Here is a 14,501-nt window from a genome sequence, read left to right as displayed (position 1 = left end):
TTCTGGTGATTCTTAGCCGAGAGGCTAATTCTTTTTGTATCAGGAGCGTCTAGCCCATGAGTATGCAGGACCCGTTAGCGGACATGCTAACTCGTATCCGTAATGCCCAGATGGCTGAAAAGTCCGTCGTAAGCATGCCTTCTTCTACCCTGAAGGTGGCTGTAGCCAAAGTTCTGAAAGACGAAGGTTATATTGCGGGTTATCAGATCAGCGGCGAAGCAAAGCCGCAGCTGTCCATCGAGCTGAAGTACTTCGAAGGCCGTCCGGTTATCGAAGAAGTCAAGCGCGTCAGCCGTCCCGGCCTTCGCCAGTACAAATCCGTCGATGATCTGCCGAAAGTTCGCGGCGGTCTCGGTGTTTCCATCGTCTCCACCAACAAAGGTGTGATGACGGACCGCGCTGCGCGCGCTGCCGGTGTCGGCGGCGAAGTGCTTTGCACTGTGTTCTAAGGGGGGATAAGCATGTCTCGCGTTGCTAAGAACCCCGTCAAGCTGCCTGCTGGTGTAGAGATCAAACTCGCCGGTCAGCAGCTTTCGGTGAAGGGTGCCAAGGGCACTCTGGAACTGAACGTTCACTCGTCCGTTGAAGTTCTGCAGGAATCCGGTGAGCTGCGTTTCGCTGCTCGCAACGGCGACCAGCAGACTCGTGCGATGGCTGGTACTACCCGTGCACTGGTTAACAACATGGTCATCGGCGTAAGCCAAGGCTTCGAGCGCAAGCTCCAGCTGGTCGGTGTTGGTTACAAGGCACAGGCCAAGGGCCAGGTCCTCAATCTGGCGTTGGGCTTCTCTCACCCTATCGACTATCAACTGCCGGAAGGCGTTGTGGCCGAAACCCCGAACCAGACCGAGATCCTTATCAAGGGTGTCGACAAGCAGCTGGTTGGTCAGGTTGCCGCGGAGATTCGTGACTTCCGCCGTCCTGAACCTTACAAGGGCAAAGGTGTTCGTTACGCTGACGAAGTCGTCCGCCGTAAAGAAGCCAAGAAGAAGTAAGGGGCTAGGAAATGACCGACAAAAAAGTTACTCGTCTGCGTCGCGCTCGCAAAGCACGCCTGAAAATGCACGAACTCGAAGCCGTGCGTCTCTGCGTGTATCGCTCTTCGCAGCACATCTATGCCCAGGTCATCTCGGCCGACGGCAGCAAGGTTCTGGCCAGCGCCTCTACCTTGGACAAAGCACTGCGTGACAGCGCCACTGGCAACGTCGACGCGGCCAAGAAAGTTGGTGAGCTGGTTGCCGAGCGCGCGAAAGCCGCTGGTGTGACTCAGGTTGCATTCGACCGTTCTGGCTTCAAGTACCACGGCCGCGTCAAGGCGCTGGCTGATGCTGCTCGTGAAGGCGGGCTGGAGTTCTAAGTTATGGCAAATAACGACCAAAAGCGCGACGAAGGCTATATCGAGAAGCTGGTTCAGGTGAACCGCGTTGCCAAGACCGTTAAAGGCGGCCGTATCTTCACCTTCACCGCGTTGACCGTGGTTGGTGATGGTAAGGGTCGTGTAGGTTTCGGCCGTGGCAAGTCCCGTGAAGTGCCGGCTGCTATCCAGAAGGCTATGGAAGCTGCTCGTCGCAACATGATCCAAGTTGATCTGAACGGCACCACTCTGCAGTACGCAATGAAGTCCGCCCATGGCGCTTCCAAGGTGTACATGCAGCCTGCTTCCGAAGGTACCGGCATCATCGCTGGTGGCGCCATGCGTGCCGTCCTGGAAGTCGCTGGTGTTCAGAACGTTCTGGCCAAGTGCTACGGCTCTACCAACCCTGTGAACGTGGTTCATGCCACTTTCAAAGGTCTGAAGGCTATGCAGTCTCCGGATTCGGTTGCAGCCAAGCGTGGCAAGAGTGTCGAGGAGATTCTCTAACCATGGCTAACACTGTCAAAGTGACTCTGATCAAGAGCACCAATGGCCGTCTGGCCAATCATAAAGCCTGCGTCAAGGGTCTCGGCCTGCGTCGCATCAATCATACCGTCGAAGTTCTGGATACTCCGGAAAACCGCGGCATGATCAACAAGGCTTATTACCTTCTCCGTGTGGAGGGTTGATCCATGTACCTGAACGATTTGAGTCCAGCGCCGGGTTCCCGCCGCGAGAAGCACCGTCCGGGCCGTGGTATCGGTAGTGGTTTGGGCAAGACCGGTGGCCGTGGCCACAAAGGTCAGACCTCCCGCTCCGGTGGCACCATTGCTCCGGGTTTCGAAGGCGGCCAGCAGCCTCTGCACCGTCGTCTTCCCAAGTTCGGTTTCGTGTCTCTGAAAGCTATGGATCGCGCAGAAGTGCGTACTTCCGAGCTGAACAAGATCGAAGGCGACGTAGTTACTCTGCAAGCGCTGAAGGATGCCAACCTGATTAATCAAAACGTACAGCGTGTGAAAGTCATGCTGTCCGGTGAGATTACTCGTGCGGTCACCCTTAAAGGTATCGCCGCCACCAAAGGTGCGCGCGCGGCTATCGAAGCAGCTGGCGGTAAGTTCGAGGAATAAATGGCTAAGCAAGGTGCTCTCTCTGCGCTGGCTGGTGGCGGGTTGTCCGAGCTCTGGGCTCGTCTGCGCTTTCTGTTCATGGCGATCATCGTCTATCGAATCGGTGCGCATATCCCAGTTCCAGGCATTAACCCGGATCGTCTAGCTGATCTGTTCCGACAGAATGAGGGGACCATTCTTAGCTTGTTCAACATGTTTTCCGGCGGCGCGCTGGAGCGGATGAGCATCTTTGCATTGGGGATCATGCCGTACATCTCGGCATCGATCATCATGCAGCTGATGACCGCCGTCAGCCCGCAGCTGGAGCAGTTGAAGAAGGAAGGTGAGGCTGGTCGTCGCAAGATCAGTCAATACACCCGCTACGGCACCTTGATCCTGGCGTTCGTCCAAGCTATCGGCATGTCCGTTGGCCTGGCGAGCCAGGGTGTAGCGTTTTCGGTCGATTTCGGCTTCCACTTCGTTGCAGTCACCACCTTCGTGGCCGGTGCGATGTTCATGATGTGGTTGGGCGAGCAAATCACCGAGCGCGGTGTTGGCAACGGTATTTCGATGCTGATTTTTGCGGGCATCGTAGCCGGTCTGCCGTCGGCGATCGGGCAGTCTTTCGAGTCTGCTCGTCAGGGCGATATCAATATCTTCGCCCTCATCGCCATCGGTTTGCTGGCAGTAGCGATTATCGGTTTCGTGGTGTTCATTGAGCGTGGCCAGCGTCGCATTGCGGTGCACTACGCCAAGCGTCAGCAGGGCCGCAAGGTCTTCGCTGCGCAGACCAGCCACTTGCCGTTGAAGGTGAACATGGCGGGCGTAATCCCGGCCATCTTCGCCAGCAGCCTTCTGTTGTTCCCGGCCTCGCTGGGTGCCTGGTTTGGTCAGTCCGAAGGTATGGGCTGGCTGCAGGATATTTCGCAGGCTATCGCTCCTGGTCAGCCGTTGAACATTTTGCTGTTTAGTGCAGGGATCGTTTTCTTCTGCTTCTTCTACACAGCGCTGATGTTCAACCCGAAAGACGTAGCGGAAAACCTGAAGAAGTCCGGTGCCTTTATTCCGGGTATCCGTCCCGGTGAGCAGTCCGCACGCTATATCGATGGCGTTCTGACTCGCTTGACCATGTTCGGTGCTCTGTACATGACGGCCGTATGCTTGTTGCCCCAGTTCCTGGTGGTGGCGGCCAACGTACCGTTCTACCTTGGCGGGACCTCGTTGCTGATCGTGGTAGTGGTTGTGATGGACTTCATGTCGCAAGTACAATCGCACCTCGTTTCGCACCAGTACGAATCCCTGATGAAGAAAGCCAACCTGAAGGGCTACGGCAGCGGCATGCTCCGCTGAAGTGTCCATAAGGTTCGAGGAGTTGGTGATGAAAGTTCGTGCATCGGTGAAAAAGCTGTGCCGTAACTGCAAAATTATTCGCCGTGAAGGTGTTGTGCGAGTGATTTGCAGCGCGGAACCGCGTCACAAACAGCGCCAAGGCTGAGTGTGATCGAAGCTATAAGCCCGGCAGCTAGTGCGCTGCCGGGTTGATTATTTGTTTCTACAGCGATAATATCTCGCGCCCCATTTCTTGGCTTCCGGGGCGTAGGTAGCTGTCAATTGGAGTTCCACTGAATGGCCCGTATTGCAGGCGTTAACATTCCGGATAACAAGCACACTGTTATCTCGCTGACCTACATCTTTGGTGTCGGTCGCACTACTGCACAGAAAATCTGTGCTGCTACCGGTGTAAACCCGGCAGCAAAGATCAAGGATCTCTCTGACGAGCAGATCGAGCAGCTGCGTGGTGAAGTCGCCAAGGTTAATACCGAGGGTGATCTGCGCCGTGAAGTGAACATGAAAATCAAGCGCTTGATGGATCTGGGCTGCTACCGCGGTCTGCGTCATCGTCGCGGCCTCCCGGTTCGCGGTCAGCGTACCAAGACCAACGCGCGTACCCGTAAGGGCCCGCGTAAGCCGATCCGCAAGTAATCGCGTTCGCGAATCGACAGGAATTTAGTCATGGCAAAACCTGCTGCTCGTACTCGTAAGAAAGTCAAGAAGACGGTGGTTGATGGCATCGCCCACATCCACGCTTCTTTCAACAACACCATCGTGACCATTACCGACCGTCAAGGTAACGCCCTGTCCTGGGCTACCTCCGGTGGTTCGGGTTTCCGCGGTTCTCGCAAGTCCACCCCGTTCGCTGCCCAGGTGGCTGCTGAGCGTGCTGGTCAAGCTGCGCTGGAATACGGCCTGAAGAACCTCGACGTAAACGTCAAGGGCCCAGGTCCGGGTCGTGAGTCCGCAGTCCGTGCTCTTAACGGTTGCGGTTACAAGATCGCCAGCATCACCGATGTGACGCCCATCCCGCATAACGGGTGCCGTCCTTCGAAGAAGCGTCGCGTGTAATCAGGAGACAGTGAGAAATGGCTCGTTACATTGGTCCCAAATGCAAACTGTCTCGTCGTGAAGGCACAGATCTTTTCCTGAAAAGCGGCGTTCGCGCTCTGGAATCGAAGTGCAACATCGAAGCAGCCCCAGGTATCCACGGCCAGCGCCGTGGCCGTCAGTCCGACTACGGCACCCAGCTGCGCGAGAAGCAAAAAGTTCGTCGTATCTATGGCGTCCTCGAGCGTCAATTCAGCGGTTATTACAAAGAAGCTGCCGGCAAGAAAGGCGCTACTGGTGAGAACCTGCTGCAACTGCTCGAATGCCGTCTGGATAACGTTGTTTACCGTATGGGCTACGGTGCTACCCGCGCCGAATCCCGTCAGCTGGTTTCGCACAAAGCGATCAGCGTCAACGGTAAGACTGTAAACGTACCGTCGTTCCAGGTTAAAGCTGGCGACGTGGTTGCAGTTCGTGAGAAATCGAAGAATCAGCTGCGCATCGTTCAAGCTCTCGAGCTGTGTGCCCAGCGTGGCCGCGTTGAATGGGTAGATGTAGATACCGAGAAGAAGTCTGGCGTTTTCAAAAGCGTCCCGGCTCGCGGTGATCTCTCCGCTGACATCAACGAAAGCCTGATTGTCGAGCTCTACTCCAAGTAAGGGCTAGAAAATAGGTGCATCCATGCAGATTTCGGTAAATGAGTTCCTGACCCCCCGCCACATCGATGTGCAGGTGGTCAGTCCGACCCGCGCCAAGATCACTCTCGAGCCTCTCGAGCGTGGTTTCGGCCATACCCTGGGCAACGCGCTGCGTCGCATCCTGTTGTCCTCCATGCCTGGCTGTGCAGTAGTCGAGGCCGAGATTGACGGTGTACTCCATGAGTACAGCGCCATCGAAGGTGTTCAGGAAGACGTAATTGAAATCCTGCTCAACCTTAAAGGTCTGGCAATCAAGCTGCACGGTCGAGACGAAGTTACACTGACTCTGGCGAAGAAGGGCTCTGGCGTCGTAACCGCTGCCGATATTCAGCTGGATCATGATGTTGAAATCGTCAACGGCGACCACGTTATCGCCAACCTGGCCTCCAATGGCGCGCTGAACATGAAGCTCGTAGTAGCTCGTGGTCGCGGCTATGAGCCAGCTGATTCGCGCCAGAGTGATGAAGACGAGAGCCGCAGCATTGGTCGCTTGCAGCTCGACTCTTCCTTCAGCCCGGTGCGTCGCGTGTCCTACGTGGTGGAAAACGCTCGTGTTGAGCAGCGTACCAATCTGGACAAACTGGTTATCGACCTCGAAACCAACGGTACCCTGGATCCTGAAGAGGCCATCCGTCGTGCTGCAACCATCCTGCAACAGCAGTTGGCTGCATTCGTCGACCTCAAAGGTGACAGCGAGCCTGTTGTAATCGAACAGGAAGACGAGATCGACCCGATCCTGCTTCGTCCGGTTGATGACCTGGAACTGACCGTTCGTTCGGCCAACTGCCTCAAGGCAGAAAACATCTACTACATCGGTGACCTGATCCAGCGCACCGAAGTAGAGCTGTTGAAAACGCCGAACCTGGGCAAGAAATCCCTGACTGAAATCAAGGACGTTCTGGCTTCCCGTGGTCTGTCCCTCGGTATGCGCCTCGACAACTGGCCGCCGGCAAGTCTGAAGAAAGACGATAAGGCGACTGCCTGATCGTCATCATCACCGAACGTGAAGTTTGGTAAGGAATTGAACCATGCGTCATCGTAAAAGTGGCCGTCACCTCAGCCGCACCAGCGCTCACCGCAAGGCCATGTTTCAAAACATGGCGGTATCGCTGTTCGAGCATGAGCTGATCAAAACTACTCTGCCGAAAGCCAAGGAACTGCGTCGCGTTGCCGAGCCGCTGATCACCCTGGCTAAAGAAGACAGCGTTGCCAACCGTCGTCTGGCTTTCGACCGTACTCGTTCGAAAGCCATCGTTGGCAAACTGTTCAACGATCTGGGCAAGCGCTACGCCACCCGTCAGGGCGGTTACCTGCGTATCCTCAAGTGCGGTTTCCGTGCTGGTGACAATGCCCCGATGGCTTATGTTGAGCTGGTTGACCGTCCGGTCGGCGGCGCAGTAGAAGCTGCCGAGTAAGGCATCGTTGCAAGAAAAACCGGGCTCAGGCCCGGTTTTTTTATGCCTAATTTTTAGTTAAAAACTATCGGTCTGTAAGGTCTTATTCATTTGAGAGTTCGCTACCGCTCGTCGATACTCAATGCCAATCCCGCTCAGTCGGGAACGATCAGGCCTGGTAAGGAGATAGATGATGAGTGAGAAGACCGAAGGTAAATGCCCTTTCTCGGGAGGCGCTTCCGATACAACGCCGAAGCATACCGCTGGCGGTGGTACCGGTAATCGCGACTGGTGGCCGAACCAACTGCGTGTCGACCTGCTGCACCAGCATTCCTCCAAGTCAAACCCGTTGGGTGAGACGTTCAACTATGCCGAAGCCTTCCAATCGCTGGATTACGAAGCGCTGAAAAAAGATCTGCGCGCGTTGATGACCGACTCCCAGGACTGGTGGCCAGCTGACTTCGGCCACTATGGTCCGCAATTCATCCGTATGGCCTGGCACGCTGCCGGTACCTACCGTACTGGCGACGGCCGCGGCGGCGCCGGGCGTGGACAGCAGCGTTTCGCACCGCTCAACAGCTGGCCGGATAACGTCAACATCGACAAGTCGCGCCGTCTTCTGTGGCCGATCAAGCAGAAATATGGTCAGAAGATTTCCTGGGCCGACCTGTTGGTGCTCACCGGCAACGTCGCTCTGGAGACCATGGGCTTCCGTACGTTCGGCTTCGCTGGTGGGCGGCAGGACACCTGGGAGCCGGATCAGGACGTCTATTGGGGTACCGAGAAGACCTGGCTGGGCGGCGATAACCGCTACGGCAAGGGCGCTGCAGGCCGTGATGACGATACCGGCGTGGTCGTGGCCGATGAAGAGCTGCATGGCCAGGAGCACGATCGCACCGACAGTCAGGGCCGCAATCTCGAGAATCCGCTCGCTGCCGTGCAGATGGGGCTGATCTACGTCAACCCGGAGGGCCCGGAGGGTAACCCCGATCCGCTCGCGGCAGCCCATGACATCCGCGAGACGTTCGCGCGCATGGCCATGAATGATGAAGAGACCGTCGCGCTGATCGCTGGCGGTCACACCTTCGGCAAGACCCATGGTGCTGGGCCTGCGGACAACGTTGGTGCCGAGCCCGAGGCCGCCGGTCTCGAAGAGCAGGGTCTGGGTTGGGCCAGCTCGTTCGGTAGCGGGAAAGCCGGTGATGCGATCACCAGCGGTCTGGAAGTGACCTGGACGACCACGCCTGCGCAGTGGAGCAACAACTTCTTCGAGAACCTGTTCAAGTTCGAGTGGGAGCTGACCAAGAGCCCGGCGGGCGCCCACCAGTGGGTGGCCAAAGGCGCCGATGCGATCATTCCCGACGCTCACGATCCCTCGAAGAAGCGTCTGCCGACCATGTTGACCACCGACCTGTCGCTGCGCGTCGACCCAGCTTACGAGAAGATTTCGCGGCGTTTCCTGGATAACCCGCAGGCATTCGCCGAAGCCTTCGCTCGCGCATGGTTCAAGCTGACCCACCGTGACCTCGGTCCGAAATCGCGTTATCTGGGGCCGGAAGTGCCGAAGGAAGACCTGCTCTGGCAAGATCCTCTGCCGACTGTTCACCACCCGCTGATCGATGAGGTGGACGTCGCCGCGCTGAAGGCCCGCGTGCTGGCCTCCGGTCTGTCGGTCTCCGAACTGGTCGGCACGGCCTGGGCTTCGGCGTCCACCTTCCGTGGATCCGACAAGCGCGGCGGTGCCAACGGTGCACGCCTGCGCCTCGCACCGCAGAAGGATTGGGCTGCCAATCAGCCCGAGCAACTGGCCGGGGTTCTGGCGACGCTCGAGGGTATCCGTGGCGAGTTCAACCGCACCGCCACCGGCGGCAAGCAGGTCAGCCTGGCCGATCTGATCGTGCTGGCCGGTAATGCCGGTATCGAGCAGGCCGCCAGCCAGGCCGGTCACGCCGTCAATGTGCCGTTCTCGGCCGGGCGGGCGGATGCCTCGCAGGAGCAGACCGATGTCGAATCCTTCGCCGTGCTCGAGCCGATCGCCGACGGTTTCCGCAACTACCTCAAGGGGCGCTACAGCGTACCCGCCGAAGCGTTGCTGATCGACAAGGCGCAGCTGTTGACCTTGACCGCGCCTGAGTTGACCGTGCTGATCGGTGGCCTGCGCTCGATCAATATCAACGTGGGTGGTGCTGGCCACGGTGTGCTCACCGACAGGCCGGGGGCGCTGAGCAATGACTTCTTCGTCAACCTGCTCGACATGGGTACGGCGTGGAAGGCAGTGCCAGGCGACGCCAATCTGTACGAAGGGCGCGATCGCAAAAGCGGTGAGGTGAAGTGGACCGGCACGCGTGTCGATCTGGTGTTCGGCTCCAACGCCATCCTGCGCGCCCAGGCCGAAGTCTATGCCAGTGCCGATGCCCGCTTCATCGAAGACTTCGTGGCTGCCTGGACCAAGGTCATGAACCTCGACCGTTTCGACCTCGCCTGATTCCCGTCCGGGCGCTTGCGTCCGGCCTGGTGAGCCGCTGTAACCAACGCCTCCTCACGGGGGCGTTGTGCTTTTTACTTGACCGCGACGGATGATGGGTCGAGCATTCACCCATTCCATCCGCTGCACCAAGGATTTCCCCCCATGAAGGGCCACATCGAAGTCATCGATTACCTCAAAACCCTGTTGAAAGGCGAGCTGGCCGCGCGCGATCAGTACTTCATCCACTCGCGTCTATACGAGGACTGGGGTTTTACCAAACTCTACGAGCGCATCAATCACGAGATGGAAGAAGAGACTCAGCACGCCGACGCGCTGCTCAAGCGCATCATCTTCCTGGAAGGCGTGCCGGACATGGTTCCCGATGCCTTCACCTTCGGCCAGACAGTGCCCGATGCGCTGAAGCTGGACCTGGCCCTCGAGTATCAGGTGCGTGCAGCGTTGAGCAAGGGCATCGAGCTGTGCGAGCGCCATCAGGATTATCAGAGCCGCGACATCCTGCTGCTGCAGCTCAAGGACACCGAGGAAGATCACGCCTACTGGCTGGAGATTCAGCTGCAACTGATCGGCAAGCTGGGCTTGGAAAAGTACCTGCAAAGCCAGATGTAAGAATCGCGGCAAAAAAACGCCCCGCATCTGCGGGGCGTTTTCGTTTCAGGCCGCTGGGTCAGGCCCGATCACGCTCCAGCAGCGGCTTGAGGAAGTGCCCGGTATGCGATTGCGGCATTTCGGCGACTTCTTCGGGCGTGCCGACGGCAATGATCTGGCCACCCTTGGAACCGCCTTCCGGGCCGAGATCCACCAGCCAGTCGGCGGTCTTGATCACGTCGAGGTTGTGCTCGATCACCACCACGGTGTTGCCGTGATCGCGCAGGCGGTGCAGCACGTCCAGCAACTGCTGGATATCGGCGAAGTGCAGGCCGGTGGTCGGCTCGTCGAGGATGTACAGGGTCTTGCCGGTATCACGCTTGGACAGCTCGCGTGACAACTTGACCCGCTGCGCCTCGCCTCCGGACAGAGTAGTCGCCGACTGCCCCAGCTTGATGTACGAAAGGCCCACGTCCATCAGCGTCTGCAGCTTGCGCGCCAGTGCCGGTACTGCATCGAAGAAATCGCGGGCGTCCTCGATGGTCATCTCCAGCACTTCGTGGATGCTCTTGCCCTTGTACTTGATCTCCAGCGTCTCGCGGTTGTAACGCTTGCTCTTGCACACGTCGCAGGGCACGTAGATATCCGGCAGGAAGTGCATCTCCACCTTGATCAGGCCATCGCCCTGGCAGGCTTCGCAGCGCCCACCCTTGACGTTGAACGAGAAGCGCCCCGGGCCGTAACCCCGCGAGCGCGATTCGGGAACACCGGCGAACAGCTCGCGGATCGGCGTGAACAGCCCGGTATAGGTGGCCGGGTTGGAGCGCGGCGTACGACCGATGGGGCTTTGGTCGATGTCCACCACCTTGTCCAGATGCTGCAGGCCGTCGATGCTGTCGTGGGCCGCCGCTTCCAGCGTGGTGGCGCCGTTCAGTGCGGTGGCGCTGAGCGGGAACAGGGTGTTGTTGATCAGCGTCGACTTGCCCGAGCCCGATACACCGGTCACGCAGGTCAGCAGGCCGATGGGGATATCCAGGTTGACGTTCTGCAGGTTGTTGCCGCGGGCGCCCTTGATCTTCAGCGACAGCTTCTTGTTGCGCGGTGTGCGTTTGGCCGGCACGGCGATCTTGACCCGGCCGGACAGGTACTTGCCGGTTACCGAGTCCGGATGGGCCATGACTTCTTCTGCCGTGCCTTCGGCGACGATCCGGCCGCCGTGCACCCCTGCGCCCGGGCCGATGTCGACCACGTAGTCGGCCATGCGGATGGCGTCCTCATCGTGCTCGACCACGATCACCGTATTGCCGATATCGCGCAGGTGGCGAAGGGTGCCGAGCAGGCGCTCATTGTCGCGCTGGTGCAGGCCGATGGAGGGCTCGTCGAGGATGTACATGACGCCCACCAGGCCAGCGCCGATCTGGCTGGCCAGGCGAATGCGCTGCGCCTCACCACCGGACAGGGTGTCAGCGCTGCGATCCAGAGTCAGGTAGTCGAGGCCGACGTTGACCAGGAACTGCAGGCGTTCGCAGATTTCCTTGAGAATCTTGCTGGCGATCTCGCCACGTCGACCTTCCAGGGTCAGGTCACCGAAGTAGTCGCTGGCCGAACCGATCGGCATGCCGGTCACCGCCGGCAGGGTCTTCTCGCCGACCCAGACGTGACGCGCTTCGCGACGCAGGCGAGTGCCACGGCAGTCGGGGCAGGGCTGGGTGCTGAGGAACTTGGCCAGTTCTTCGCGCACGCTGGTCGACTCGGTCTCGCGATAGCGGCGCTCTAGGTTGGGCACGATGCCTTCGAACGGATGCGAGCGCTTGACGATGTCGCCCCGGTCGTTGAGGTACTTGAAGTCGACGTTCTGCGAGCCGCTACCACCGAGAATCACTTTCTGGTGGTCGTTGTCCAGCTCGCCGAAAGGCGTGTCCAGGCTGAAGCCGTAATGCGAGGCCAGCGAGCCGAGCATCTGGAAGTAGTAAACGTTGCGTCTGTCCCAGCCGCGTATCGCGCCTTCGGCCAGGGTCAGCTCGGCGTTGACCAGGCGCTTGGCATCGAAGAACTGCTTCACGCCCAGGCCATCGCAGGTCGGGCAGGCACCGGCCGGGTTGTTGAAGGAGAACAGCTTGGGTTCCAGCTCGCTGATCGAGTGGCCGCACACCGGGCAGGCGAAGCGCGCGGAGAAGATGATCTCCTCACCGTCTTCGCCTTCCATGGGCGCGATCAGGGCAAGACCATCGGCCAGCTTGAGTGCCGTCTCGAACGACTCGGCCAGGCGCTGCTGCAGATCGCCACGCGCCTTGAAGCGGTCGACCACGGCATCGATGCTGTGCTTCTTCTGCTTGTCGAGCTTCGGCAACTCATCCAGCTCATAGAGCTTGCCGTTGACCCGTACACGCACGAAGCCCTGGGCGCGCAGCTCGTCGAACACGGCCAAGTGCTCGCCCTTGCGCTCGCGAATCACCGGAGCCAGCAGCATCAGCTTGCTGCCTTCGGGCAGGGCGAGCACCTGGTCGACCATCTGGCTGACGGTTTGCGCTTCCAGTGGCAGATCGTGATCCGGGCAGCGCGGTTGGCCAGCGCGTGCATAGAGCAGGCGCAGGTAATCGTAGATCTCGGTGATGGTGCCGACCGTCGAGCGCGGGTTATGCGAGGTGGACTTCTGCTCGATGGAGATGGCCGGCGACAAGCCTTCGATGGTGTCGACGTCGGGCTTTTCCATCATCGATAGGAACTGCCGGGCATAGGCCGACAGCGACTCGACGTAACGGCGCTGACCCTCGGCATACAGAGTGTCGAACGCCAGGGATGACTTGCCCGAGCCGGACAGGCCGGTGATCACGATCAGCTTGTCGCGTGGCAGGGTCAGGTCGATGTTCTTCAGGTTGTGGGTGCGAGCACCCCGGATCAAAATCTTGTCCACAAGGAACCTCTAAAAGCTGCCTACGTTGTCATCGCTTCGTAAAAGAAAGGCTCTGGTCGCAGCCTCGCGTGGCGGGCGGATAAACCGCCGAGTATACGGGGGGCGACAGCCGTGCGGCAAAGCGCCGCTGCTGTGCCAGTAGGGTTTCGACTGGTAGAATCGCCGGCTTGTTTCAACAGGTTATCGACGATGCGCGATTCGCACAGCGAACGCATGAGTGGCGCGGAGACTCGGGCAGCCGGTGGGCTGGCACTGGTATTCGCATTCCGCATGCTGGGCATGTTCATGGTACTGCCGGTATTGGCTACCTATGGGCAAGAGCTCGCCGGTTCAACCCCGGCTCTGATCGGCCTGGCCATCGGCGCCTACGGCCTGACCCAGGCCTTTCTGCAGATTCCCTTCGGCGTGCTGTCCGATCGCATCGGTCGGCGACCGGTTATCTACTTCGGCCTCGTGGTGTTTGCCGCAGGCAGTCTGCTGGCGGCTAACGCCGACTCCATCTGGGGGGTGATCGCCGGTCGCGTGCTGCAGGGCGCCGGGGCGATTTCCGCGGCGGTGATGGCGCTACTGTCCGATCTGACCCGCGAACAGCACCGCACCAAGGCGATGGCCATGATCGGCATGAGCATCGGTCTGTCCTTCGCCGTTGCCATGGTGGTCGGGCCGCTGCTGACCCGGGCGTTCGGGTTGTCCGGCCTGTTCCTGGCCACTGGCGCCATGGCGCTGCTGGGGATAGTGATTGTCGCCGGCCTGGTGCCATCCAGCGCCGGGCCGCTGCAGCACCGTGAATCCGGGGTCGCCAAACAGGCGCTGTGGCCGACCCTCAAGCATCCTGACCTGCTGCGTCTGGACTTCGCCATCTTCGCATTGCACGCCATCCTGATGGCCAGCTTCATCGCTCTGCCGCTGGCTCTGGTGGAGCAGGGCGGCTTGCCCAAGGAGCAGCACTGGTGGGTGTACCTGACCGCACTGCTCGGTGGTTTTTTCCTGATGGTGCCATTCATCATCTACGGCGAGAAGAAGCGTCAGATGCGCCGTGTGCTGATCGGCTCGGTGATCGTCCTGCTTTGCTGTGAGCTGTATTTCTGGGCGTTCGGCCATGGTTTGCGCAATCTGGTGCTTGGCATCGTGGTGTTCTTCACTGCGTTCAACCTGTTGGAGGCCTCGCTGCCATCGCTGATCAGCAAGGTGGCGCCAGCAGGTGGCAAAGGCACCGCGATGGGGGTCTATTCGACCAGCCAGTTCCTCGGCTCGGCCCTGGGCGGCATCATGGGTGGCTGGCTGTATCAGCATCATGGTCTGCCCGGCGTGTTCGGTGGCTGTGCGCTGTTGACGCTTCTTTGGCTGGCCTTTGCTGTTACTATGCGCGAACCGCCGTATGTAACCAGCCTGCGTTTGCCGCTATCGACTGCGGCGTTACAGGAAGCAGGTCTGGCCGAGCGAATTCAGGCAGTGCCCGGAGTGGCGGATGCCGTCGTGGTGGCCGAAGAAGCCGCCATTTATGTGAAAGTGGATACCCAACAATTGGATCGCACGTCGCTGCAGCGCTTGATCGAAGCGGCGCCGGTGACGTGCTGAAA

At 59.4% G+C, this 14,501-nt stretch carries 17 protein-coding genes; 16 read left to right on the top strand and 1 reads right to left on the bottom strand.

Annotation, left to right across the window (positions count from 1 at the left end; translation table 11 throughout):
* Nucleotides 1-56: 56 nt before the first annotated feature.
* From rpsH to bfr, 15 genes are all read left to right on the top strand, one after another.
* Nucleotides 57-449 carry a 30S ribosomal protein S8 gene (rpsH, locus tag FHR27_RS17315; RefSeq protein ID WP_013789766.1) on the top strand — a complete coding sequence of 131 codons (393 nt, stop codon included), beginning with the start codon at nt 57-59 and terminating at the stop codon, nt 447-449.
* A 12-nt stretch (nt 450-461) separates the two neighbouring features.
* On the top strand, nt 462-995 hold the full coding sequence (gene rplF, locus FHR27_RS17310; RefSeq protein WP_042552935.1) for a 50S ribosomal protein L6: 534 nt from the start codon (nt 462-464) through the stop codon (nt 993-995).
* Nucleotides 996-1,006: 11 nt separating this feature from the next.
* On the top strand, nt 1,007-1,357 hold the full coding sequence (rplR, locus tag FHR27_RS17305; protein ID WP_042552934.1) for a 50S ribosomal protein L18: 351 nt from the start codon (nt 1,007-1,009) through the stop codon (nt 1,355-1,357).
* 3 nt (nt 1,358-1,360) lie between these two features.
* Entirely contained in the window at nt 1,361-1,861 is a 501-nt protein-coding gene (rpsE, locus tag FHR27_RS17300) for a 30S ribosomal protein S5 (RefSeq protein ID WP_013789768.1), read from the top strand.
* 2 nt (nt 1,862-1,863) lie between these two features.
* A complete protein-coding gene (gene rpmD / locus FHR27_RS17295; protein ID WP_013789769.1) occupies nt 1,864-2,043 on the top strand; it encodes a 50S ribosomal protein L30 in 180 nt (59 codons plus the stop codon).
* Nucleotides 2,044-2,046: 3 nt separating this feature from the next.
* The gene (gene rplO / locus FHR27_RS17290) at nt 2,047-2,481 is read left to right on the top strand and encodes a 50S ribosomal protein L15 (protein ID WP_013789770.1); all 435 of its coding nucleotides are present in this window, start codon (nt 2,047-2,049) and stop codon (nt 2,479-2,481) included.
* Nucleotides 2,482-3,810, top strand: coding sequence for a preprotein translocase subunit SecY (gene secY / locus FHR27_RS17285; RefSeq protein ID WP_042552933.1), 1,329 nt, complete (start codon nt 2,482-2,484; stop codon nt 3,808-3,810).
* Between the two features lie 28 nt (nt 3,811-3,838).
* A complete protein-coding gene (gene rpmJ / locus FHR27_RS17280; RefSeq protein ID WP_002555468.1) occupies nt 3,839-3,955 on the top strand; it encodes a 50S ribosomal protein L36 in 117 nt (38 codons plus the stop codon).
* A gap of 131 nt (nt 3,956-4,086) precedes the next feature.
* Nucleotides 4,087-4,443: a 30S ribosomal protein S13 gene (gene rpsM / locus FHR27_RS17275; RefSeq protein WP_010487012.1), complete on the top strand. Its 357-nt coding sequence runs from the start codon at nt 4,087-4,089 to the stop codon at nt 4,441-4,443.
* 30 nt (nt 4,444-4,473) lie between these two features.
* Nucleotides 4,474-4,863, top strand: a complete 390-nt coding sequence (rpsK, locus tag FHR27_RS17270; RefSeq protein WP_013789773.1) for a 30S ribosomal protein S11 — start codon at nt 4,474-4,476, stop codon at nt 4,861-4,863.
* Nucleotides 4,864-4,880: 17 nt separating this feature from the next.
* On the top strand, nt 4,881-5,501 hold the full coding sequence (gene rpsD / locus FHR27_RS17265) for a 30S ribosomal protein S4 (RefSeq protein WP_042552932.1): 621 nt from the start codon (nt 4,881-4,883) through the stop codon (nt 5,499-5,501).
* Nucleotides 5,502-5,523: 22 nt separating this feature from the next.
* Complete coding sequence (locus FHR27_RS17260; RefSeq protein WP_042552931.1) at nt 5,524-6,525, top strand: DNA-directed RNA polymerase subunit alpha; 1,002 nt, start codon at nt 5,524-5,526, stop codon at nt 6,523-6,525.
* Nucleotides 6,526-6,568: 43 nt separating this feature from the next.
* On the top strand, nt 6,569-6,955 hold the full coding sequence (gene rplQ / locus FHR27_RS17255) for a 50S ribosomal protein L17 (RefSeq protein ID WP_042552930.1): 387 nt from the start codon (nt 6,569-6,571) through the stop codon (nt 6,953-6,955).
* A gap of 169 nt (nt 6,956-7,124) precedes the next feature.
* The gene (gene katG / locus FHR27_RS17250) at nt 7,125-9,419 is read left to right on the top strand and encodes a catalase/peroxidase HPI (protein ID WP_179539152.1); all 2,295 of its coding nucleotides are present in this window, start codon (nt 7,125-7,127) and stop codon (nt 9,417-9,419) included.
* 144 nt (nt 9,420-9,563) lie between these two features.
* On the top strand, nt 9,564-10,028 hold the full coding sequence (gene bfr, locus FHR27_RS17245) for a bacterioferritin (protein WP_042552928.1): 465 nt from the start codon (nt 9,564-9,566) through the stop codon (nt 10,026-10,028).
* Between the two features lie 58 nt (nt 10,029-10,086).
* Here the strand turns inward: bfr and uvrA are convergent, their stop codons facing one another.
* Nucleotides 10,087-12,921, bottom strand: coding sequence for an excinuclease ABC subunit UvrA (gene uvrA, locus FHR27_RS17240; RefSeq protein WP_179539151.1), 2,835 nt, complete (start codon nt 12,919-12,921; stop codon nt 10,087-10,089).
* Nucleotides 12,922-13,110: 189 nt separating this feature from the next.
* On the opposite strand from uvrA, the gene FHR27_RS17235 reads away from it, so the two are divergent.
* Complete coding sequence (locus tag FHR27_RS17235; protein WP_042553303.1) at nt 13,111-14,499, top strand: MFS transporter; 1,389 nt, start codon at nt 13,111-13,113, stop codon at nt 14,497-14,499.
* The last annotated feature ends 2 nt before the right edge of the window (nt 14,500-14,501 follow it).

The organism is Pseudomonas flavescens, assembly GCF_013408425.1.
Lineage (GTDB): Bacteria > Pseudomonadota > Gammaproteobacteria > Pseudomonadales > Pseudomonadaceae > Aquipseudomonas > Aquipseudomonas fulva_A.
The sequence above is the reverse complement of the archived record's forward strand: the minus strand, read 5'-3'. Positions and strand labels throughout refer to the sequence as shown.